Raw genomic sequence first — 20,198 nt, forward strand, 5'->3', positions numbered from 1 at the left:
TCCACCTTGGGCGAAGGATCAGTCATAGACACAGTCATACGCCTACCCCTTGCGGAAGTGCGAGACCGTGTCCGGGCATTAAGGGGGTAGACTCAGTGACTGAGCAGAGGTTCAGTCCCATGAAGTACAGGCACAGCACACATCCGCAGCGGCCGGTGATGTCTGGCCAGCACCGTGCCGGTGAAGTCGCTGAAGCGTCCTGCGCACATCTTGCGCCAATATCACTGCCGGTAGGCTTGGGTCTCAGCAAAGCCATCGCGGACTACGCTGCCGCAGGCGGCGTAGCGGCCACCATCCGGCCAATAATGCTGGCGCACCAGAGCGAAGCACTTGGTACCGCCAATCAGCGCCGACAGGTGACCAGGTCCGGTGCAGTCATAATGCTACGGCTGCTTCGCCCCAGCCGGTCCGCTATCCCGCCCACCATTAAGGACCGCCTCCAGGCACGCTACCGAAGCCTGCTTCACCGCCTCAGAGCCCAACAAGAGCCTTGCTCACCCTTTTCCAGCAGCTGTGATCCACCTCACAGCAACTGGCAGCAACGCTGCTGCATTATCTCGGTCAACGTGATCCGGACGGCACGATTTCCGTTCGGCATTGCAGGCATGTCGCCTGCCGCGTGGCGAGGGCAGATCCCCTGCTCGGCCGGACACCGGGCCGATACGTAAAGGTGCAGAGCCGCCTGTCGGGACTTCTCGGCGGGCGGTTTTCTGTTATAGGCCCCTTCCACTCAGTGATTGGCCTCACAGGAAACCTGCGCCCCTCACCCACCCACCGGCTCTTATCCATTTCCGGCACCGCACTGCCGAAGGAAAGACCAAGCGGGAGATCACGGCCTCAAGCGCTTCATCGCGCGAAGATCTGCAGCTATCTCTGCCGCGGCAACAAAGGCAGTCGCATAGAACAAAGGGGCGCCTCACCTTTGCAGGAGCACCGGTGCCGAGCGAATGAGGTGCGTGGTGTTATTCGCGGTTCGGCCGTGATCGCGCGGGAGTCAACTGAAGGGGACCAGCGAATGCGGTCATCTCCTGTCAAAGAAACGGCCGATGTGCTTGAGCGAGACGACCCCGCACCTGCGGAAACAGGTGTGCCGGCCGAATGAAGCTGGGGAGAACACGCCCACCCCGCCGAAGCCGAAAAGCGGCTCGAAGACCAGTTGCGGCGCGCGGCGCACCTGCTTGGCTTCGCGGACGGCCACGCCGTGCTACCCTGAGGATGGCGAGCATGTCCGTGTCGGATTGGCTGCCATGCTGGATCCCCTTCCCCATTCGTACCCGCGGCCAACTCCACCGCCGGTGGCCCAGCGCACACCTGCCTGGGCTTGGCACCATGGAGATGCGCGGCCGGCGCCGGTTTCTCCCGCAGCGTGAAGCGCTTGCAGACAGGGTGGCCCATACGTCCTCGACCTGGTTGGCTTCTCTCGCGGCAACGCCGCAACATTCTTGCCCATCGAGGTATGGATCGCTTGGCCCCCGGCGGCCCGGTTGTGGTCGGATGCCTCCCGGACGGCCCAGGAACCACCGATCCCGCTCTCGCTGAACCTAAGAATTTTGGGGGGGTTTCTGATGCTGCCACATCGGGCGTCAGCACAGCCTGCGCAGCGCCATGCCGCATCAGGTTGCACGGAACCGACGCGCCCGAGGATGCGTTCCGCCACCAGTTCGGTGCGGAATGCACGCAGCGGCACGCCGAGAGCAACAAGGGTGGATCGTGTCATCGGTGAGCAGCGATCCGGGAGCCGTGTGGATGCGCCATATGCGGCGCGGCGACTGGGGGGAGGCCTGGGGCATCAGCGATGCTGTGCTCCGTGCCCGCGACGGGGTGCGGGACTGGAGCCGCCCACGCCACCTGCAGGCCGTCTGGGACGGCACGCCGGTGGACGGGCGGCGGGTCCTCCTCCGTTGCTATCACGGCCTCGGCGACACCATTCAGTTCATCCGCTTCGCGCCCCTCGTCCAGGCACGCGCATCTGAGCTGACAGTCTGGGCGCAGCCGGCGCTCATCCCGCTGCTCCGCACGATGCCGAGGATCGGACGCCTTCTCCCGCTGCATGACGGCACGCCCGAGGTCGCCTACGACGTCGATGTGGAGGTGATGGAGCTGCCCCATGTTCTCCGCACCACAATCGGCACCCTCCCCGCCCAAGTCCCCTATCTGCACCTGCCCCGCCGGGACATGCGGGCAGACGCCGGCCCGGCACGCCCTGGTCTTGCGGTAGGACTGGTCTGGCGGTCCGGCGACTGGGACTACGAGCGTCGCTCCGTGCCCTTCGGCCTGCTCGAGCCGCTCCGGACCATCCCTGGCGTCGCGCTGCACATCCTCCAGCGCGGCCCTGCGCTGGAGGAGCGGCCGCTCGATTTCGGCATCCTCTCCGGTTCCGACGACATACTCGAGGCCGCATTGGTGATGCGCGACCTCGATCTGGTCATCAGCATCGACTCCATGCCAGCCCACTTGGCCGGTGCGCTCGGCCTCCCTGTCTGGACGCTGCTCGCCCGCGACGCCGACTGGCGCTGGATGGAGGAGCGGGAGGACAGCCCGTGGTACCCGAGCATGCGGCTCTTCCGGCAGAGGCGTTCCGGCGCATGGGGCGAGGTGATCGCCCGCGTGGCTGATGAGCTTCGGACCCTTGCGGCGCGCCGGTTATCCGGTGCGGCTTGAAGCCAAGTGCAACCAATAAGCGGCGCCCTCCGATAGCGCCAACTTACGGGGCCCGTTCCGCAGCACGCCAAAGCTGGCCTGCACCGTCAGCACCGCGATATCTCGTTGGTCCGCCGCACCCTCGCGGTAGCTGAAGTGAGGATCACCAAGCTGCCATCGCTGCGCAGCACCCGCCCCGCTTGCGCGACATGCCGGGCGGCCAGTACCGTGGCACCGGGCCATCCGCCGTCATGGCAGAAGCGAACGCCCGACCGGCCAGGAGCCGATGCCGAAATACCCCGCGAGCGTCGCGGCCACATCGACGAAGCCTTCGCGGGTGCCGAGCGGCGACTGGCGCTCGGCATGGCGGAGGATCAGCGGCACCTCCTCCCGCGTATGGTCGGTGCCGCGAAAGGTCGGGTCGTTGCCATGATCGGCGGTGATGATCAGCAGGTCCTGCCCGGTGCAGGCCGGCAGGAAGCGGGCCAGCCAGCGGTCGAACTCCTCCAGCGCCCGCGCATAGCCCTGCGCGTCGCGCCGGTGGCCATACTCCGTGTCGAAATCCACCAGGTTGGCGAAGACCAGTCCCTCCCGCGTCGCTTTCCATACGGCCTCGATCCGCCGCATGCCATCGGCGTTGGAGGCAGTGGGCCAGGATGTGGTGATTCCCCGGCCGGCAAAGAGATCGGCGGTTTTGCCAACCGCCTTCACTGGCAGGCCGGCCCTGTCCAGGGCGTCGAGGATCGTCGGCGGCGGCTGCATGGCGAAGTCGTGCCGCCGCGGGGTGCGATGGAAATCGCCTTCCTGTCCGGTGAAGGGCCGTGCGATCACCCGGCCAATGCGCCAGCGGTCGGCGTGACGGCGGGCGATGGTGCAGATCTCCATCAGCCGCTCCACCGGCACCACGGATTCATGCGCCGCGATCTGCAGCACCGAATCGGCGGAGGTGTAAAGGATGGGCCGCCCCGTGCGGCAGTGCTCCCCGCCCAGTTCCGCGATGATCTGCGTCCCGCTCGCCGGCAGGTTGCCGATGAAGCGTATGCCGGCCTCGGCCTCGATCGCCTGCACAAGCTCGAGCGGAAAATGCTCGAACACCGCGAAGGGCTGCGCCAGTTCCACCCCGGCGATCTCCCAATGCCCGGTGGTGCTGTCTTTGCCGGCGGAGCGTGGCCGCATCCGACCCCAGCTCGCCGCAGATGGCGCGCCATCGACGCCCATGATACGCCCAAGGCCGAGCGACCACAGCGCTGGCAGATGGAGGCTGGTCGTGGCGAAGAGATGGCCGAGCGTGTCGGCGCCGGCGTCGCCGTAATCCGCGGCATCGGGCGCATGGCCCACGCCGACGCTGTCGAGCACGATCAGTAGGCACCGCATCAGCCGCCGCCCCGTATGGCGAGGCGCCGGAAGGTCGGACAGTCCTCGACGCCCCAGAAATACTTGTAGGTCCCGCGGCCTCGCAGGAAGGCGGCATGCGCCATGCCCTTGACGGTCACCGCCTCGACCGCCTGGCGCACCAGCAGCATGCCAGGGCTAACCCGCTCCAGCTGTGGATCGCAGCCGCTGAGGTGAAAATAGGCCCGGCAATCATCCCGCCCCGGCGTGCGCCACGACGACCAGCAGGCGACAGTCGGTGCTGCTGCTGGAGGCTGCCAAGCCAGGAAGTCCGGCACAGCGGCTACTTCCCCGCCAGCGCTCCGGTCATTATCGACTGGTCGGGCCGCTTCGCCGCTGCATTGAGCACGCCGCGCTGCTGCAGTACCCGGAAGGGCACCACCGTCGAATTCGCCTGGGCAGGCCGTCCGGCCAGCAGCGAGACCGCCTCGCGGTAGCCGTTCAGCGTGCCGACATCCACATAGACCTCGCCGGTGCGAACGCCATGGGCGGCGCCACCGGCTGCCAGCCAGACATTGACCAGCGTGCCGATATACTCGTCGCCGCGTCCGGGCTGACGCCACAGCGCGTGCAACTCGTGCAGCACGCGACCTGGCATCTTGAAGGCGCCCCAGACCCAGCGGCTCCGCGCGCCTGCCCGCTTCACCTCGATCTCCAGGACGCGGCCCGCCTCGTCCGTCACCACCGCGTCGAACAGCTCTGGCCGCTCCACAGGGAAGAGCAGGAAGGAGAAGCGGTCATCCGGCAGGGGCGCCAGCGCCGCTTCCGGGAACCAGATCGTATCGGGCAGCCCGATCACGACGGGCTCCTCCGGCCCGATCAGCGGTAAGGCGCAGAAGATGGCGTCGCAGAGTCCGCTTGGCTCCTGCTGGACCACATAGGCGATGCTGGCATTGCCGATGCGCGCCCCGTAATAGTTGATGATGTCACTTTTGCCCGGGGCGATGACGAAGCAGATCTTGTCGACGCCGGCGGCGATCATGCGCTCGATCAGATGCTCGCTGACGGCCCGCGGCCGTTCGACCCCATCCTCGATCCGGCTGCCGATGGGCAGCAACTCCTTCGAGAAGGCCAGCGGCTGGATGCGGCTCCCAATGCCTGCGGCCGGGATAATGCCCCACATGCTCAGCCTCCTGTCGCCATTGGCGCGTTGATGCTCTCCAGCGCGGCTTCAAGGTCGAGGGCCCGCCGGTCGGAGGTGTGTTCCTCAAGGGTGCGTTCCCGCGCCTGTCCGGCGGCGCGGCGAAGCTCGGCATCAGTCAGGCCGAGCGTCGCCAGGCTGTCCGCGGTCGACTCTGCGACGAATACCTCCGCACCCGGCGCATAGAAGGCATCGAGACCTTCCCACCAATCGGTCAGGATCGGCGCGCCGCAGGCCGCAGCCTCGAACAGCCGGCCGGAAGGGCACCAGCCCATCGCTGCCATCGCCCGGCGGGTTATGTTCAGCGTCAGGCGCGAGGAGGAGAAGAAGGCCGGATGCTCTGGCGGCGGCATGTGGCGGACGAAGAAGATGTTCTGCGCCCAGGGGAAATCCGGCGGGTAGAGCGCGCCGCCGATGATGAAGCGGCGATCGGGCAGCCGCCGCGCCGGCTCCACGAATAGGCGTTCCAGCGCCTCCTGTCGGTCCGCCGCATAGGTGCCGAGATAGGAGAGATCCGCCTGGTAGCCCTCCACCGCCGCAACCGGCCGATGGGCGTCCGGATCCACGCTGCCATAGAGCGGGGCGACGCGGCGCGCGCCGAGTTGCGCCTGCAGCCGCACCAGCGCCTCGCCACCGGTATAGCTCAGCACCAGGTCGAACCCATCGAGCCCTTGCCGCGGCAGGTAGTCCGGCCAGTCGCCGGCCGCCATCCGGTCGAGCGTCACCGGCGTATCGAGGTCGTAGAATACCCGTGCCGGCGCGGCGGAGCCGAGGACAAGGTCGGAGGCCGCGACTCCATCGGGACAGAAGGAGGTGACGATGGCGACATCGGCCGCCGCCACCGCCTGCGCCGCCCGCTGCCGCACCTCACCCCAATCGGCATAGAGCACCGGCTCGACATCCGGCATGCCGTGCAGGTCGCGGTGCTCGGCATAATAGGGCACGTTGCGCTCGAAGAAGACGACGCTATGGCCACGCCGCACCAGGGCGCGGCACAGGGCTCGCCACAGGGTCGCGTGACCATTGCCCCAGGAGGATGTGATGGTCAGGCCGAAGACGACAAACCGCATCAGGCCGGTGTCCGACCGTGATGGCAGCCATTGCGCCTCATGCCGCGCGTCGCTCCTCGTGCTCTAGACGACCGATTAGCAGGCCAAGCACCGCCGTCTCCTCGGGCTTGAGGCAGGATACCTCGTCGCGCAGCTCCGTCTGGGCCTCAGACTTGATCTGCAGCACCAAGCTGCCGCTGAGATAGTGATCGAGTACGCCGGGATGCACGTAGCATTTGCGGCAGATCGTCGGCGTGTTGCCGAGCCGGCTCGCCACATGCTCGATGGCGCGCTTCACATTGCGCTTCGCCGCAGCATGGGTGTCGAACTTCTCGAATTCCTGGAGCGCGAGGGCGGCGAGGACAGTGCCCGCCCAGGTACGGAAATCCTTCGCGGTGACTTCGCTCCCCGCGGCCTCCCGCAGGTAGTCGTTGACGTCGCCGGAGTCGATACTGCGGACGGAGCCGTCGGCATCGACATAGTGGAACAACTCCTGCCCCGGCAGATCCTGGCATTCGCGAACGATGCGGGCGATGCGCCGGTCCGAAACCTGCAGGTTCCAAGTCTTGCCGCTCTTGCCTTTGAAGGAAAAGCGCAACCGGCCCCGCTCGACCTCGACATGGTCCTCATGCAGGGTGGTCAGGCCGTAGCTCTGGTTCTGCTTCGCGTAGTCGTCGTTGCCGACGCGGATCAGGGTTGTCTCCAGCAGCCGGACCACGGTCGCCAGCACCTTCTCGCGTGGCAGCCCGGTAAGGCGCAGGTCAGCCTCGACCCGGGCACGGATGCGCGGCAGGACATGGGCGAACTCCACCATATGGGTGAATTTCGCGGCGTCCCGCGCCTCACGCCAACGGGGATGGTAGCGGTATTGCTTCCGCCCCTTCTCGTCGCGCCCCGTCGCCTGGATATGGCCGTCAGCGTGCGGACATATCCAGACTTGAGTCCAAGCCGGCGGGATCGCCAGGGACCGGATGCGCTGAAGAGTCTTGGGGTCACGCACTACGCCGCCCTTCGGGGCGCGGTAGCTGAAGCCCTTGCCGATGCGCCGCCGGTTAATGCCCGGCGCCTCATCCGAGACGTAGCGCAACGCTGCTTCTCGCGCTGCGATGCGGTTCTCCTCCTCTGCTAAGGAGGCATTATCCTTGGCCATGATGGATGCCTCGGGCCGGACGGCCGACAGGATAACAACCCTTGCCGCGCCGCACGGTTCCGCGGTCGCCCTAGCGTGCATAGCGCTGGATCATGCTGGCGCAAAATTCTGCAAATTCCGCCTCGACCAGCGGCGGGCTGGTATGGTGCGGCGCGATCCCGCGATGCTCCGGCGTGAAGCAGAAGGTGACCGTCACGTCGAACTCCGCAAGGGCCTCCATCTGCCGGTCGAACCAGGCCAACGCGTTCGGCCGGAAGCTGTCGGCCCAGGACAGGCCGGTCCGCAGGTATCTAACGCCCAGCCGCCGCATCCAGGCCACCGCGTCGTCCAACCGAGGATCCTCGAAATGGAACCATTGGCAGAGGCCAACGGCCGGCGTGTGATAGCCGAACTCCTCGAGCGCGGGCTTCGGCGTGCCGTCTTCCCGCAGCAGGCCCATGTAGAAATGCCGGTAGTAGGAGGACCCCTCTGCCTCGCGGTGCCGGGTCGTGGCGCCCCAGGCCCGCGGCAGGTCATACAGGCTGTACCAGTGGATACGCGGAGTTTGGCCAACCAGCAGCTCGGCGCTGCGCTTCAACCCCCAGGCCTGGACCTCTTCCGCCCCAAAGGAGGACACGCCAACTTCGGAAACCCAGATCGGCAGGCTGGTAACGGCCCGGATCTCCTCAATCTTTGCTGGCCATTCCCCGATCTGCCAGAGATTCCAGTCCAGTGGAAAGCCATGCACCGCGACCACGTCGAGGTGTTCGAGCACACCCTTGCCGCTCAGATTCTCAATGAAGCTCGGATCGATAGGCGAGATGCCGCCAAGCACGCGCGGCAAGGTCGGATGCACCGACCGAATCGCTTGGCAGGCGGCTTTCGCCATAGTGGCGAACAGGCTCCAGTCAGGATCGATTTCCGGATCCCAATGGGACTTGTTGTTGGGCTCATTCCAGATCATTGCCGCTTCGATCATGCCCGGCGCTCCCTGACGGGGTAGACAGCTTCGGCGCCGGCCGGCGCGTCGACACGCCGGCAAATATAGACCTCTGGCTCCGGATGGGCGGTGATGGCGAAGCCGGCGCTGCGCAACATCGCCTCGACGCAGGCGCGGTTCGGCACCCACCAGTTGGTCCCGTCATGCGCGTAACGGTGCTCGATGAAATGGAGCTTAGGCCAATCGTGCCGGTCGAACTCCGCCGTGTCCCAGAAGTCGTAGTCCTCCTTCACCGGGGCGGCCGTATCGGCTCCGCGCTGCATGGATTGGAACACCAGGCAGTCGCGGGCGACGTGCTCGTGGATTAAATCGAGCGCCAGCAGTGGATGTCGCAGGTGGTAGAGCACCCCCATGAACAACACCACGTCGAATTTCTCACCGAGCGCCCCGACATCATAGACCGAAAGCTCGCGAAACTCGATGTCAAGCCCGGACACCTCCGCGGCGAAGCGCGCCTGGGCGAGATAGCTCTTGTCAGAGTCGACGCCAAGCACCCGCGCCGCGCCACGCCGCTTCATCTCGAGTGAATAGAACCCGCCGTTGCAGCCGATATCGAGAACGCTGAGGCCGGTGAGGTCCTGCGGCACGGCGTCGGCGAAGCGGCGCCACTTCACCGTGGGGTAGTCCCCAAGGAAATGGTTGGGTGCCGTCGGCACCCCATGCAGATCGATGTTGTGGAACCATTCGCCGAGCGCCGTCGCCCGGCGTCGGATCTCGTCGGCATCGAGAATGGCAGTCATGATGTCACGGCCTCATTCATCCAAAGCACCTTCGCCCCCGTGCCCCACATCGCCATGGCGCTGACGGAGGCGGGGCCAATCTCGAATCGCGCGTGGAAGTCCATCGACAGGCCGAGGCACCAAGCCAGGACGGACTTGATGACATCGGCATGGCTGACGATTGCAACGGACGCTTCAGGATGCAGCGCCTCGATTCGCCGCACGCCTGCGACGGCCCGGGCCTGGGCCTCGGCCATTGATTCGCCGCCCGGCGGCCGTCCGCTGGCGCGCTCGGCATTCCAACTCTGCCAAGCCGGATCCGGGTTGAGCCGGTCGAAAGATGCGCCGGTCCAGCGCCCGAAATCGATTTCCTCAAACTCCGTAGCGATGTCCGCCGCGAATCCGCACTGCTGCCCGATCACCGCCGCCGTCTCGCGCGTCCGGGCGAGCGGGCTGGTGTAGAGCGCCGCCAGACCCTCCCGCTGCAGCCGGCCGCCGAGTCGCAGTGCCTGCTGCCGGCCGGCCTCGCCGAGCGAGACACCTGGCATCCTGCCGCACAGCACGCGGCCAAGCAGCTCGTGTTCGGCATGGCGGACCAGGAAGATCGTGGTCGCCACCCGTCTCAGCCCTCGCCGGCGATGAAGTGGAGCGTCCTTTCCCGGGCTTCGGCATCGGTGAACTGCTGCGGCGGCGACTTCATGAAGTAGCTCGCAGGACCGACAAGTGCGCCGCCGACACCACGATCCAGGGCAAGCTTCGCGCAGCGCACCGCGTCGATGACGATGCCCGCCGAGTTGGGCGAGTCCCACACCTCCAACTTGAGCTCCAGATTCAGCGGCACGCCGCCGAAGCCGGTACCCTCCATGCGGATATGAGCAAATTTGCGGTCGCCCAACCATGGCACAAAGTCGCTCGGGCCGACATGCACGTCACCCTCAGGCAGCACCACATCCATCTGGCTGGTGACTGACTGCGTCTTCGATATTTTCTTGGAAACGAGACGTTCGCGCTCCAGCATGTTCAGGAAGTCCGAGTTGCCGCCGAAATTCAATTGATAGGTGCGGTCGAGCTGGATGCCACGCTCGCGGAACAGATTGGTCAACATCCGATGCACGATCGTGGCACCGACCTGGCTCTTGATATCATCGCCGATCAGCGGCAATCGGGCCGCCTCGAATCGCTCGCGCCAGTCGCGGTTGGACGCGATGAAGACAGGGATGCAATTCACGAAGGCACAGCCAGCCTTGAGGGCCTGCTCGGCATACCACTCGGTCGCCTGCTGCGATCCCACCGGCAGGTATGACACCAGCACCTCAGTCCCCGTGCGGCGCAGCGTCTCCGCCACATCCGTCACCGGCCCATCGGATTCTTGCAATTCCGCGCGCAGATACCGTCCAAGACCATCAGCGGTTCTGCCGCGCTCAACCACCACGCCTGTGGGTGGAGGCGCCGCGAACCGGGTCGTGTTGTTGGGCGAGGCGAAAATAGCCTCCGCCACGTCGCGTCCGACCTTTGCGGCGGTGATGTCGAAGGCTGAGGCGATGACGATGTCCGCGACGCGGTAGCCCCCGATCTCCTGCGTCATCAGCCCCGGAATCGCGCTGTCCATTGCGGTGTCGCGATAATAAGCGAGCCCTTGAACGAAGGACGACGCGCAATTGCCTACACCGACCAAGCCAACCCGTACTGATCTGGAGCCCAAGGTCGATCTCCTCATGACACGCCGCCGCTCATGGATAGGCGTAATGCCACATCCGGGTGGCATGCAACCGTACAGCCGCCGCAATGAGCACCGATCGAACGCGCGACGCTGCGATTGGCGCCACCGTTATAAACTCACCTGACAACAAATCCGGGTGAACACCGGTTCCGCCATGGGTACGAATCAACTCACAATGCGTTCGCCTTTGTGTCGGATCCCGGCGCTCACCGGAGCGGGTGACAATACCGGGTTGTATGCGGCAAGCTATACCAGCCAAGCTATTGCGGTGCTGCCGCCGTAGCCGGCAATACGATCGTGCGGAGGCGCCCAGTTGTCGGAACGTGTTCTCATCACCGGCGGCGCCGGTTTCATAGGCAGGCATCTCACCAAGGCGCTTCTCGCGCGCGGGCACCATGTGCGAATTCTGGACAGCCTCATCGAGCAGGTGCATGGCCAGCAGCCTGATCCGGGATTTCTTGGCCGCGATGCCGAGCTGCAAATCGGCGATGTGCGCGATGCTGCGGCGGTCACCCGTGCGCTGCAGGGTGTCGATAGCGTGGTCCATCTGGCTGCCGAGGTTGGCGTCGGTCAGAGCATGTACGCTATCGATCGCTACGTCTCGGTGAACGACTATGGCACCGCCGTCCTGTTCCAGGCGCTGATCGAGAAGCCCGTGCGCCGAGTCGTCGTCGCCTCCTCCATGAGCATCTATGGCGAGGGCCTCTACCGGGATGCGGACGGGCGCCGCTACGAGGATGTCGTCCGTGTCCCGCGCACGAGTTCCACCGCATCCTGGGACCCACTGGATCCTGCCGGGCATCCACTCACCCCGATCCCGACGCCGGAAGCCAAGCGGCCAGCGCTGGCCTCGGTCTATGCGATCACCAAATACATGCAGGAGCGCATGACGCTCACCCTCGCGCCTGCCTATGGCATGCAGGGCGTCGCGCTCAGGCTTTGGAACGCCTATGGCCCGGGGCAGGCCCTGTCGAACCCCTATACCGGCGTGCTGGCGATCTTCGCCTCCCGCCTCCATAACGGCCAACCGCCGATGATCTTCGAGGATGGCGCGCAGCGACGCGACTTCGTGCATGTCGGGGACGTGGCCCAGGCTTTCGTCCTGGCGCTGGAACATCCCGCCGCTGCGGGCGGCGTGTTCAACATCGCCAGCGGCGTCGACCGCACGGTCGCGGAGGTGGCGCAGCTTCTTGCCGGAGCCATGGGGAAGCACGGCATGGCGCCCGAGATCACCGGTAAGGCGCGCGCCGGCGACATCCGCCACTGCATCCCGGATCTCGGCTTGGCACGCACCGTGCTTGGTTTCGAGCCCCGCTGCGACTTTGTCGATGGGCTCGCCGAACTGGCGCAATGGGTCGCCTTGCAGCAGGCGGAAGATCGCGTCAGCCATGCGAGGAATGAGCTCGCGGCGCGGGGGCTGGTGGCGTGACGGCGAAAGGTCGGCCGGTCCTGATCACCGGCGGCGCAGGGTTCATCGGCGCCAACCTGGCTGACCGCCTGGCGAGGGAAGGCCACAGCGTCATAGTCTATGACGCATTGCGGCGCCCTGGCGTCCAGGCGAATCTCGAATGGCTGCAGGACCGGCACGCCAGCCGCATCATTCCGGTCATTGCCGATATCTGCGAGGCTGGCGAGCTCGGCCGCGCGGTTGGGGAGGCTGGTGCGGTGTTCCACCTCGCGGCGCAGGTCGCGGTCACCACCAGCCTTGAGGATCCTGCCGACGACTTTCGCACCAACCTGCAGGGCACCACCCTGCTGCTCGAAGCCGTGCGACGCACCGGGGGGGATCTGCCGCTGGTCTTTGCCAGCACCAACAAGGTGTACGGGAATCTGGCTGATCTCGCCCTGCGTCTCGAGGACGATGCCTACTTGCCGGAGGCGCAGCAGATTCGCCTGAATGGCATCGGCGAGGACCGGCCGCTCGAATTCCATACTCCCTATGGCTGCTCCAAGGGTGCGGCGGACCAGTATGTGCTGGACTATGCGCGAAGCTTCGGCATCCCGACCGCCGTCTTCCGTATGAGCTGCATCTACGGCCCAAGGCAGATGGGCACCGAGGACCAGGGCTGGGTCGCGCATTTCCTGATCCGCGCCCTGCAAGGACAGCCGGTCAGTGTCTTCGGCGACGGCTGCCAAGTGCGTGACATTCTGTTCGTCGATGATGCCGTCGACGCCTATATCGCGGCGTGGCGGAATATCGGCCGGGTGCGCGGCGCCGCCTTCAACCTGGGCGGTGGCCCGGGCAATGCGGTCAGCCTGCGGCAGGTCCTACGGCATATCGGCACGCTGCTCGGCTCGCCGGTCCAGGTGCAGCACGGCGACTGGCGGGCTGGCGACCAGCGCTACTACGTCTCGGACACGCGCCTGGCGACCCGGGCGCTCGGCCTGCGGCCTCCGACACCCTGGCAGGATGGCCTCGCCGCCCTGGCAGACTGGCTTCGCGGGCAAAACCACAGCCTTGCCGCCGCGGCGCCTCCGCCGCATCCCGCGGAGGCCCTGCCATGAGGGTCGCGCTGGTCAATCCACCCTGGCGTTTCGATGGCAGCATCTATTTCGGCTGCCGCGAGCCGCATCTGCCGCTCGAACTCGGCTACAGCAAGGCGCTGCTGGAGGCTGCCGGCCATACCGTTCTGATGGTGGACGCGCATCTCTGCGCCTTGCCCCTGGCGGAGGCGGTGGCCGAGGTCGTCGCATTCCGGCCCGACATGACCGTCGTGACGACGGCGCCCAGCTATCTGTTCTGGCGATGCGCACAGCCGGAACTCCGTATCCCGCGAGAGTTCCTCCTGGCCCTCGACGGCCGGGGTGGCCGCACGGTCGCGGTTGGCCCCCACGGCTCGGCGACACCGGCGGCCGCCCTCCGCAAGCTCGGGGTCGACGTGGTGGTCCGCGGCGAGTGCGAGGAGATCGTTGCCCGGCTTGCGGGCGAAGGCGACCTCGCCCACGTGCCGGCTATCGCCTTCCGGGATGGCAGCGAGATTCGGGTCACCGGTGCACCGCATGCCGGTGCCTTCGCAACGCTGCCCGCGCTGCGCTGGCCGGATTCTTGGATCGCGCGACATCACCACCATCATCATCGTTTCGACGCGCAGCCGGCGGTGCCCGGCGCCGAGGTCGAGGCATCCCGCGGATGTCCCTATTCCTGCTCCTTTTGTGCCAAGATCGACTTCCGCGACGCCTATCGGCGCCGCGCCCTGCCGCCTTTGCTCGACGAGTTGGACGGGCTGATTGCCCAGGGCGTCGGCTATGTCTACTTCATCGACGAGATCTTCCTGCCGCAGCGCGCTCTGTTGGAAGCTCTGGTAGGCCGTAACCTGCAATTCGGCATCCAAACCCGTCTTGACCTTTGGAAGCCGGAGATGCTCGACCTCCTCGGCGCGGCGGGCTGCGTCTCAATCGAAGCCGGGGTGGAAAGCCTGACACCGGAAGGCCGGGCCGCGCTCGACAAGAACTGCCGGATGTCGACGGAGGAGCTCACCGAGCGGCTGCTGCATGCGAAGCGCCGGGTGCCTTTCGTGCAAGCGAACCTGATCAAGACTCCGGGCGACGATCCCGCCATGATCGCAGCTTGGCGTGAGACGCTGCGGCATGGCGGTGTCTGGGCCAACGATCCCGTGCCGCTCTACCCTTACCCGAGTTCGCCGGACTACCGCCGTCTCTGGGGCGCCCCGGACGACGAGGCATGGGAGCGGGCGCATACCCACTACCTCGCCCAGTTCTCCACCCTGAGCGATATCCAGGACGACCGGGTGGTGCCGCTGCCCGAACTCGAGGCTGGATGTTGTCGATGAGCCCTTCGCCGCGCATCCGGTTGCTGATGACGGCGGATGCGGTGGGTGGCGTGTGGTCCTATGCGGTTGATCTGGTGCGAGGCTTGGCACCGCATGGCGTGGAGACCACGCTCGCGGTGCTCGGTCCTGCACCAACGTCGAGCCAGCGCGCGGCCGCAGCAGCGGTGCCAGGGCTACGGCTGCTGGAAACGGCCCTGCCGCTCGAATGGCTTGCCGACTCGCCGGCAGAGATAGCGGCCTCGGGCCAAGCCCTGGCAGCCCTGGCGAGAGAGGTTGGTGCGGATCTGGTGCATCTCAACACGCCGGCGCCGGCCGCCGGCGCCGCCTTCACGGCACCGCTCGTCATCGCCTGCCATTCCTGTGTCGCGACGTGGTGGGGTGCGGTTCGGCACGGGCCACTGCCGGACGACTTTCGCTGGCGCGCCGAGCTGACAGGCCAAGCCCTTGCGACGGCCAGGCTTCTGATCGCGCCGACAGCGGCCTTCGCTGCCGCGACGGCACGGACCTACGGGTTGCGGCAGCCGCCGCTGGTGATTCACAATGGACGTCAGGCGATGGCCCGCCCTGCGGCTGCGCAATCGGTTCCGGCAGATGTCGTCTTCACGGCCGGCCGGCTCTGGGACGAGGGCAAAGATATTGCGACGCTCGACAGGGCGGCAGCCAGGCTGTCGATTCCGGTTCTAGCCGCTGGCGACACCCGCGGCCCGAATGGCGCCCAGGTCAAGCTGAAGCATCTGCGGCTGCTCGGACGGCTTTCCGATGCCGCGCTCGCCCGCATCCTGGACACACGCCCCATCTTCGTCTCACCGGCCCGATATGAGCCCTTCGGCCTGGCGGTTCTGGAGGCCGCGCAGGCCGGGTGCGCGCTGGTTCTGTCGGACATTACCGGCTTCCGCGAGCTCTGGGACGGGGCTGCGGAATTCGTGCGGCCCGGTGATAACGCCGCCCTCGCTGCCACGGTGCAGCATATTGCGACGGACCGGGAACGCAGGATCGCATTGGGCGTTGCGGCAAGGGAACGGGCAGAACGATTCACAGTCGAGATTCAGACTGCTGCCATGCTGGACGCTTACCGCCGGCTTCTTGCTGGCCAATGTGACTGGATGCAAAAGGACGTTGCAGCGTGAGGTTGGTCTACTTCACTCATTCTCTGGAGTCCTGCTGGAACCACGGCAACGCGCATTTCCTTCGCGGTGTGCTGCGGGAGTTTCTCCTGCGCAGCCATGAGGTGGCGACCTGGCAACCGGCCCAAGCCTGGAGCTTGGAGAATCTATTGCGCGACCATGGGCCGGCGGGTCTTGACGCCTTCCGCACGGCCTATCCCGAGTTGCAGGCCCATATCTACGACAGCGAGGCCGATCTGGCCGAAGCGGTCGATGGCGCCGCCTTAGTCGTCGTGCATGAATGGAACGAGCCCTGGCTGGTCGCAGCCCTTGGCCGGATGCGGCGCAATGGCGGCCGCTTCGTCCTGCTGTTCCACGATACCCATCATCGGGCGGTCAGCGACCCCGACGCGATCCGGCACTTTGACCTCGACGGATATGATGGCGTGCTCGCCTTCGGCGAGACGTTGGCCGCGGTCTATCGGCAGTGGGGTTGGGGCGACCGGGTTTATGTCTGGCACGAGGCAGCCGACACCCGGCTGTTCCATCCGCCTGCCGAGGAAACCAGGCGGGAAGGCTTGGTTTGGATCGGCAATTGGGGAGACGACGAGCGCAGCGAGGAACTCGAGCACTTCCTGCTGGCCCCTGCCCAGGCCGCATCCCTGGCGCTCGACATCCATGGCGTGCGCTACCCGGACAAGGCACTGAGGACGCTTGCGGCCTACGGAGCGCGGTTCCGGGGCTGGCTGCCCAATGCACGCGCGCCGGAGAAGTTCGCACGCCATCTCGCTACGGTGCATGTTCCTCGGCGCTTCTATGTCGACCGGCTCCCTGGCATCCCGACCATTCGGGTCTTCGAGGCGCTGGCCTGCGGGATCCCGCTGATCTGCTCGCCCTGGCAGGATACGGAAAGACTTTTCCACCCCGGCGAGGATTATCTTGTGGCGCACGACAGCGCGGCGATGACGCGCCACCTGACCGCCATCCGTCATGATGCGGACCTACGCGCCAGCCTGGTCGCGAGCGGGCTGGACACCATCCGCGTGCGCCACACCTGTGCCCATCGGGCAGCGGAGTTGCTGTCGATCCACGGCGGGCTACAAGGCGTTCCCATGGCGATGGAGGCCAGTTCTTGAAGATTGCGTTCTACGGCTCGAGCCTGCTGTCCTCCTACTGGAATGGTGCTGCGACCTATTATCGTGGCCTGATCAGCGACCTGCACCGGCGCGGCCACCAGATCACCTTCTACGAGCCCGACGCCTTCGACCGGCAACAGCACCGCGACATCGACCCGCCTGATTGGGCGGCGGTGCGCGTCTACCCGGCGACCGAGGCGGCGTTGCGCGATGTGATCGGCGAAGCGCACCAGGCCGATGTGGTGGTGAAGGCCAGCGGCGTCGGGGTATTCGACGATGCGCTACTCGAGGGCGTGATGACAGCGGCGGCGCCGCATGCCATTCGTATCTTCTGGGATGTCGATGCGCCGGCGACCCTGACCGAGCTGCGCGGCAATTCGGACCACTGCCTGCACCGCATCTTGCCTGCGCTCGACCTGGTGCTGACCTATGGCGGCGGGCCGCCGGTGGTCGAGGCCTATGAGGGGTTCGGTGCGCGCCGCTGCGTGCCGGTCTACAATGCACTCGACCCAGAGACCCATCACCCCGTGCCGGCCGAGCCTCGCTTCGCCGCTGACCTGTCCTTTCTCGGCAACCGCCTGCCCGACCGTGAGGCACGGGTCGAGGAGTTCTTCCTGCGCCCCGCCGCGATGCTTCCGGAGCGGCGCTTCCTGATTGGCGGCAATGGCTGGGAGACCAAGGCCATGCCGCCGCAGGTCCGGCACATCGGGCATGTCTATACGCGTGAGCACAACGCCTTCAACACCTCCGGCCTTGCGGTGCTGAACATTGCCCGCGACAGCATGGCAGCGGTCGGCTTCTCCCCGGCAACCCGGGTCTTCGAGGCGGCGGGTGCCGGCGCCTGCCTGATCACCGATGCCTGGGTCGGCCTCGAGCTCTTTCTTCGGGAGGGCGAGGAGGTGCTGGTGGCCCGCGACGGCGCCGAGGTCGCCGAACATGTCCGGCAACTGACGCCTGCGCGGGCCCGTGCCATCGGAGAGGCGGCCCGCGCGCGCATCCTGTCCGAGCACACCTATGCCCGGCGCGGCGCGCAGGTGGATGCCCTGCTGCGCGAGGAAAGCCTCCGCAGGCGTGCTCGGGTGGGCACATGATGCCTGTAGCTCCTGCACCCCTGCGGGTCGTGGTGCTCGGCCTCAGCCTCTCCTCCTCCTGGGGCAACGGACATGCAACCACTTACCGCGCCCTGCTGAATGCATTCGCCGCGCGCGGCCATGACGTGCTGTTTCTCGAACGCGAGGTGCCGTGGTACGCGACGCATCGCGACCTCGGCAATCCCGGCTTCTGCCGCCTGGAATTCTACCGCGACCTTGCCGAGCTGGGCCGCTGGCGCGACGCTATCGCCGATGCCGATGCGGTCATCGTCGGTTCCTACGTACCGGAGGGTGTTGCGGTCAGCGCGCTGGTGCAGCGTACGGCCCGGGGCATAACCGCTTTCTACGACATCGATACGCCGGTGACGCTGGCGAAGCTGGAGCGGGGCGACGAGGAATACCTCGCTGCCGGGCAGATCCCCGGTTACGACCTGTACCTCTCCTTCACCGGCGGGCCAACGCTCGATCGCCTGATGGACCAGTACGGCTCGCCGGCTGCGCGGGTGCTGTACTGTTCGGTGGATGCGGAGGCCTACCGCCCGCTTGGCCTGCCGCATCGCTGGGACCTCAGCTATCTCGGCACCTACAGTGCCGACCGGCAGCCGAAGCTTGAGCGTTTGCTGCTCGAAGCAGCGCGACGGGCGCCGCAGTTGCGGTTCGTCGTCGCTGGGCCGCAATACCCGGAGGACATCCGCTGGCCCGACAATGTGGAACGGCTCGAGCATGTGCCTCCCGGCGCACATTCCGAATTTTATGCCATGAGCCGCTTCACGCTGAACGTCACCCGCGACGACATGGTGCGGGCAGGCTACAGCCCGAGTGTCCGGCTGTTCGAGGCCGGCGCCTGCGGAACCCCCATCCTCTCCGACATCTGGGCCGGGATCGACGAGATCTTCGTCCCGGGCGAGGACATCATCCTTGTGAGGGAATCCGAGGACGTGCTGCAGACGCTGCTAGAAATCCCGGAGTCTCGCCGGTTGGCCCTGGCTGCCGCCGTCCATCGACGCGTATGCTCCCACCACACTGCTGCTCACCGTGCTGCGGAACTGGAAGCATACTTGCGCCGCTACTCGTCCAGTCCGGAACAGGCCGGCAGCGGCCCAGGTGAGAAGGCGACGTCATGAGCAAGATGCAGCGCAAGATCGCCGTCGTTGCCGGCGGCGCGGGATTCGTCGGGTCGCATCTCTGCGATCTTCTGCTGTCGGAGAATGTCGACGTCATATGCATTGACAACTTCCGTACCGGGCGGGCGCGCAACCTGGCGCATCTTCAACGCGAGCCGCGTTTCGATCTGATTGAAGCGGATGTCATCAATGCGCTGCCAACGCGCCTCGGCCGGCTTCACATCGATACGGTGTTCAATCTCGCCTGCGCCGCCTCACCGCCGCACTACCAGGCAGATCCGGAGCACACACTGCTGACGTGCGTACTCGGCACGCGAAACCTGCTCCGCCTTGCCGAGGCGGTTGGAGCGCGCTTCGTCCAGGCATCGACGAGCGAGATCTACGGCGATCCCGAAATCCATCCACAGGTCGAAACCTACTGGGGCAATGTTAACCCGACCGGACCACGGGCCTGCTACGACGAGGGCAAGCGCGCTGCCGAGACGTTGACCTTCGACTACGCCAGGATGGGTCGCGTTGATGTCCGTGTTGCTCGGATCTTCAACACCTACGGCCCGCGGATGCGAGCCGATGATGGCCGCATCGTCTCCAATGCTATCACCCAGGCGTTGGGTGATAGGCCGATTACCGTCTACGGTGACGGCACGCAGACCCGCTCTTTCTGCTACGTCGAGGATCTGGTGGACGGACTGCTGCGGCTTGGCGCGTGTGAGGCGCCCCCGGATGGCCCGATCAATCTCGGTAACCCAGCGGAGCTGACGATTGCGAAGCTGGTTGGACAGGTCATTGCCCTGACAGGCTCGCGCTCTTCGATTGTGTATTGCCCCTTGCCGGTGGATGATCCACGCCGGCGCCGACCCAGTATTGCTCGCGCCAACAAGCTTCTGGGATGGTCACCACGCATTCCACTCAGCACCGGGCTGGAATCCACCATCGCGTGGTTCGCGTCCGAACAGCAGCACATCCCGGTGGTCAACGCACCCGCCGGCAAGATTCCCGCGGGTCTCCATGCGTTTAGTAATGGCTTAGGCATAAGCTCATAGCCGAACCGCGTGTTGCCCTGCCCCGGCACACTAGGTGTGCAGTCCCAGGGTGTGGTGGTGCGTTCTCTCGTGACCAGGAGGACGCCCTTTGGCAGCAGGTCTTCACGGCTCAGCCCGAAC

At 66.2% G+C, this 20,198-nt stretch carries 19 protein-coding genes; 9 read left to right on the forward strand and 10 right to left on the reverse strand.

The genetic code is table 11. The features are described from left to right. Nucleotides 1-1,021 precede the first annotated feature (1,021 nt). A complete protein-coding gene (locus tag BLR02_RS29830; RefSeq protein WP_176849839.1) occupies nt 1,022-1,198 on the reverse strand; it encodes a hypothetical protein in 177 nt (58 codons plus the stop codon). A 548-nt stretch (nt 1,199-1,746) separates the two neighbouring features. Between BLR02_RS29830 and BLR02_RS26045 the strand changes: the two genes are divergently transcribed. Next, nucleotides 1,747-2,661: a glycosyltransferase family protein gene (locus BLR02_RS26045; protein WP_143018319.1), complete on the forward strand. Its 915-nt coding sequence runs from the start codon at nt 1,747-1,749 to the stop codon at nt 2,659-2,661. 228 nt (nt 2,662-2,889) lie between these two features. Here the strand turns inward: BLR02_RS26045 and BLR02_RS26050 are convergent, their stop codons facing one another. From BLR02_RS26050 to BLR02_RS26090, 9 genes are all read right to left on the reverse strand, one after another. Further along, the gene (locus tag BLR02_RS26050) at nt 2,890-4,014 is read right to left on the reverse strand and encodes a phosphopentomutase (RefSeq protein WP_090665209.1); all 1,125 of its coding nucleotides are present in this window, start codon (nt 4,012-4,014) and stop codon (nt 2,890-2,892) included. Further along, nucleotides 4,014-4,310: a GNAT family N-acetyltransferase gene (locus BLR02_RS26055; protein ID WP_090665210.1), complete on the reverse strand. Its 297-nt coding sequence runs from the start codon at nt 4,308-4,310 to the stop codon at nt 4,014-4,016. The genes BLR02_RS26050 and BLR02_RS26055 overlap by 1 nt, the downstream gene beginning before the upstream one ends. A 5-nt stretch (nt 4,311-4,315) precedes the next feature. After that, nucleotides 4,316-5,155, reverse strand: a complete 840-nt coding sequence (locus BLR02_RS26060) for a nucleotidyltransferase family protein (protein ID WP_090665211.1) — start codon at nt 5,153-5,155, stop codon at nt 4,316-4,318. 2 nt (nt 5,156-5,157) lie between these two features. After that, nucleotides 5,158-6,243, reverse strand: coding sequence for a CgeB family protein (locus BLR02_RS26065; RefSeq protein ID WP_090571332.1), 1,086 nt, complete (start codon nt 6,241-6,243; stop codon nt 5,158-5,160). A 37-nt stretch (nt 6,244-6,280) separates the two neighbouring features. Then, a complete protein-coding gene (locus BLR02_RS26070; RefSeq protein WP_090665212.1) occupies nt 6,281-7,372 on the reverse strand; it encodes a DNA topoisomerase IB in 1,092 nt (363 codons plus the stop codon). Nucleotides 7,373-7,442: 70 nt separating this feature from the next. Then, nucleotides 7,443-8,330 (reverse strand): glycoside hydrolase 5 family protein, encoded by an 888-nt coding sequence (locus BLR02_RS26075; protein WP_090665213.1) that lies wholly within the window; start codon nt 8,328-8,330, stop codon nt 7,443-7,445. Continuing rightward, nucleotides 8,327-9,091: a TIGR04290 family methyltransferase gene (locus BLR02_RS26080; RefSeq protein ID WP_090665214.1), complete on the reverse strand. Its 765-nt coding sequence runs from the start codon at nt 9,089-9,091 to the stop codon at nt 8,327-8,329. The genes BLR02_RS26075 and BLR02_RS26080 overlap by 4 nt, the downstream gene beginning before the upstream one ends. Then, on the reverse strand, nt 9,088-9,687 hold the full coding sequence (locus tag BLR02_RS26085; RefSeq protein ID WP_090665215.1) for a histidine phosphatase family protein: 600 nt from the start codon (nt 9,685-9,687) through the stop codon (nt 9,088-9,090). Before BLR02_RS26085 ends, BLR02_RS26080 begins: the two co-directional genes overlap by 4 nt. A 5-nt stretch (nt 9,688-9,692) precedes the next feature. Continuing rightward, nucleotides 9,693-10,655, reverse strand: coding sequence for an inositol-3-phosphate synthase (locus BLR02_RS26090; protein ID WP_245704967.1), 963 nt, complete (start codon nt 10,653-10,655; stop codon nt 9,693-9,695). A gap of 448 nt (nt 10,656-11,103) precedes the next feature. Here BLR02_RS26090 and BLR02_RS26095 point away from each other — a divergent pair, with 448 nt between their 5' ends. The 8 genes from BLR02_RS26095 to BLR02_RS26130 are packed head-to-tail and all read left to right on the forward strand — an operon-like array spanning nt 11,104 to nt 20,078. Then, nucleotides 11,104-12,219, forward strand: a complete 1,116-nt coding sequence (locus BLR02_RS26095; protein ID WP_090665217.1) for an NAD-dependent epimerase/dehydratase family protein — start codon at nt 11,104-11,106, stop codon at nt 12,217-12,219. Beyond that, on the forward strand, nt 12,216-13,295 hold the full coding sequence (locus BLR02_RS26100; protein ID WP_090571346.1) for an NAD-dependent epimerase/dehydratase family protein: 1,080 nt from the start codon (nt 12,216-12,218) through the stop codon (nt 13,293-13,295). Before BLR02_RS26095 ends, BLR02_RS26100 begins: the two co-directional genes overlap by 4 nt. Then, on the forward strand, nt 13,292-14,581 hold the full coding sequence (locus BLR02_RS26105) for a TIGR04295 family B12-binding domain-containing radical SAM protein (protein WP_090571348.1): 1,290 nt from the start codon (nt 13,292-13,294) through the stop codon (nt 14,579-14,581). Before BLR02_RS26100 ends, BLR02_RS26105 begins: the two co-directional genes overlap by 4 nt. Beyond that, nucleotides 14,578-15,708 carry a glycosyltransferase family 4 protein gene (locus BLR02_RS26110; RefSeq protein WP_245704968.1) on the forward strand — a complete coding sequence of 377 codons (1,131 nt, stop codon included), beginning with the start codon at nt 14,578-14,580 and terminating at the stop codon, nt 15,706-15,708. The genes BLR02_RS26105 and BLR02_RS26110 overlap by 4 nt, the downstream gene beginning before the upstream one ends. Next, complete coding sequence (locus BLR02_RS26115) at nt 15,705-16,820, forward strand: CgeB family protein (protein ID WP_090571353.1); 1,116 nt, start codon at nt 15,705-15,707, stop codon at nt 16,818-16,820. Before BLR02_RS26110 ends, BLR02_RS26115 begins: the two co-directional genes overlap by 4 nt. Then, nucleotides 16,817-17,911 (forward strand): CgeB family protein, encoded by a 1,095-nt coding sequence (locus BLR02_RS26120; RefSeq protein ID WP_090571355.1) that lies wholly within the window; start codon nt 16,817-16,819, stop codon nt 17,909-17,911. Before BLR02_RS26115 ends, BLR02_RS26120 begins: the two co-directional genes overlap by 4 nt. A 32-nt stretch (nt 17,912-17,943) precedes the next feature. Further along, nucleotides 17,944-19,035 carry a CgeB family protein gene (locus tag BLR02_RS26125; RefSeq protein WP_245704969.1) on the forward strand — a complete coding sequence of 364 codons (1,092 nt, stop codon included), beginning with the start codon at nt 17,944-17,946 and terminating at the stop codon, nt 19,033-19,035. Continuing rightward, nucleotides 19,032-20,078 (forward strand): UDP-glucuronic acid decarboxylase family protein, encoded by a 1,047-nt coding sequence (locus BLR02_RS26130; protein ID WP_218127628.1) that lies wholly within the window; start codon nt 19,032-19,034, stop codon nt 20,076-20,078. Before BLR02_RS26125 ends, BLR02_RS26130 begins: the two co-directional genes overlap by 4 nt. Nucleotides 20,079-20,198: the final 120 nt, after the last annotated feature.

The sequence above is a fragment of the Belnapia rosea genome (assembly GCF_900101615.1).
In the GTDB taxonomy this organism is placed as follows: domain Bacteria; phylum Pseudomonadota; class Alphaproteobacteria; order Acetobacterales; family Acetobacteraceae; genus Belnapia; species Belnapia rosea.

Excerpts from the sequence above, each read along its gene's own strand:
- BLR02_RS26045 (WP_143018319.1), top strand. The coding sequence starts at position 1,747 with ATGCGCCATATGCGGCGCGGCGACTGGGGGGAGGCCTGGGGCATCAGC.
- BLR02_RS26050 (WP_090665209.1), bottom strand. The coding sequence starts at position 4,014 with ATGCGGTGCCTACTGATCGTGCTCGACAGCGTCGGCGTGGGCCATGCG.
- BLR02_RS26060 (WP_090665211.1), bottom strand. The coding sequence starts at position 5,155 with ATGTGGGGCATTATCCCGGCCGCAGGCATTGGGAGCCGCATCCAGCCG.
- BLR02_RS26065 (WP_090571332.1), bottom strand. The coding sequence starts at position 6,243 with ATGCGGTTTGTCGTCTTCGGCCTGACCATCACATCCTCCTGGGGCAAT.
- BLR02_RS26070 (WP_090665212.1), bottom strand. The coding sequence starts at position 7,372 with ATGGCCAAGGATAATGCCTCCTTAGCAGAGGAGGAGAACCGCATCGCA.
- BLR02_RS26075 (WP_090665213.1), bottom strand. The coding sequence starts at position 8,330 with ATGATCGAAGCGGCAATGATCTGGAATGAGCCCAACAACAAGTCCCAT.
- BLR02_RS26080 (WP_090665214.1), bottom strand. The coding sequence starts at position 9,091 with ATGACTGCCATTCTCGATGCCGACGAGATCCGACGCCGGGCGACGGCG.
- BLR02_RS26090 (WP_245704967.1), bottom strand. The coding sequence starts at position 10,655 with ATGACGCAGGAGATCGGGGGCTACCGCGTCGCGGACATCGTCATCGCC.
- BLR02_RS26105 (WP_090571348.1), top strand. The coding sequence starts at position 13,292 with ATGAGGGTCGCGCTGGTCAATCCACCCTGGCGTTTCGATGGCAGCATC.
- BLR02_RS26110 (WP_245704968.1), top strand. The coding sequence starts at position 14,578 with ATGAGCCCTTCGCCGCGCATCCGGTTGCTGATGACGGCGGATGCGGTG.
- BLR02_RS26130 (WP_218127628.1), top strand. The coding sequence starts at position 19,032 with ATGAGCAAGATGCAGCGCAAGATCGCCGTCGTTGCCGGCGGCGCGGGA.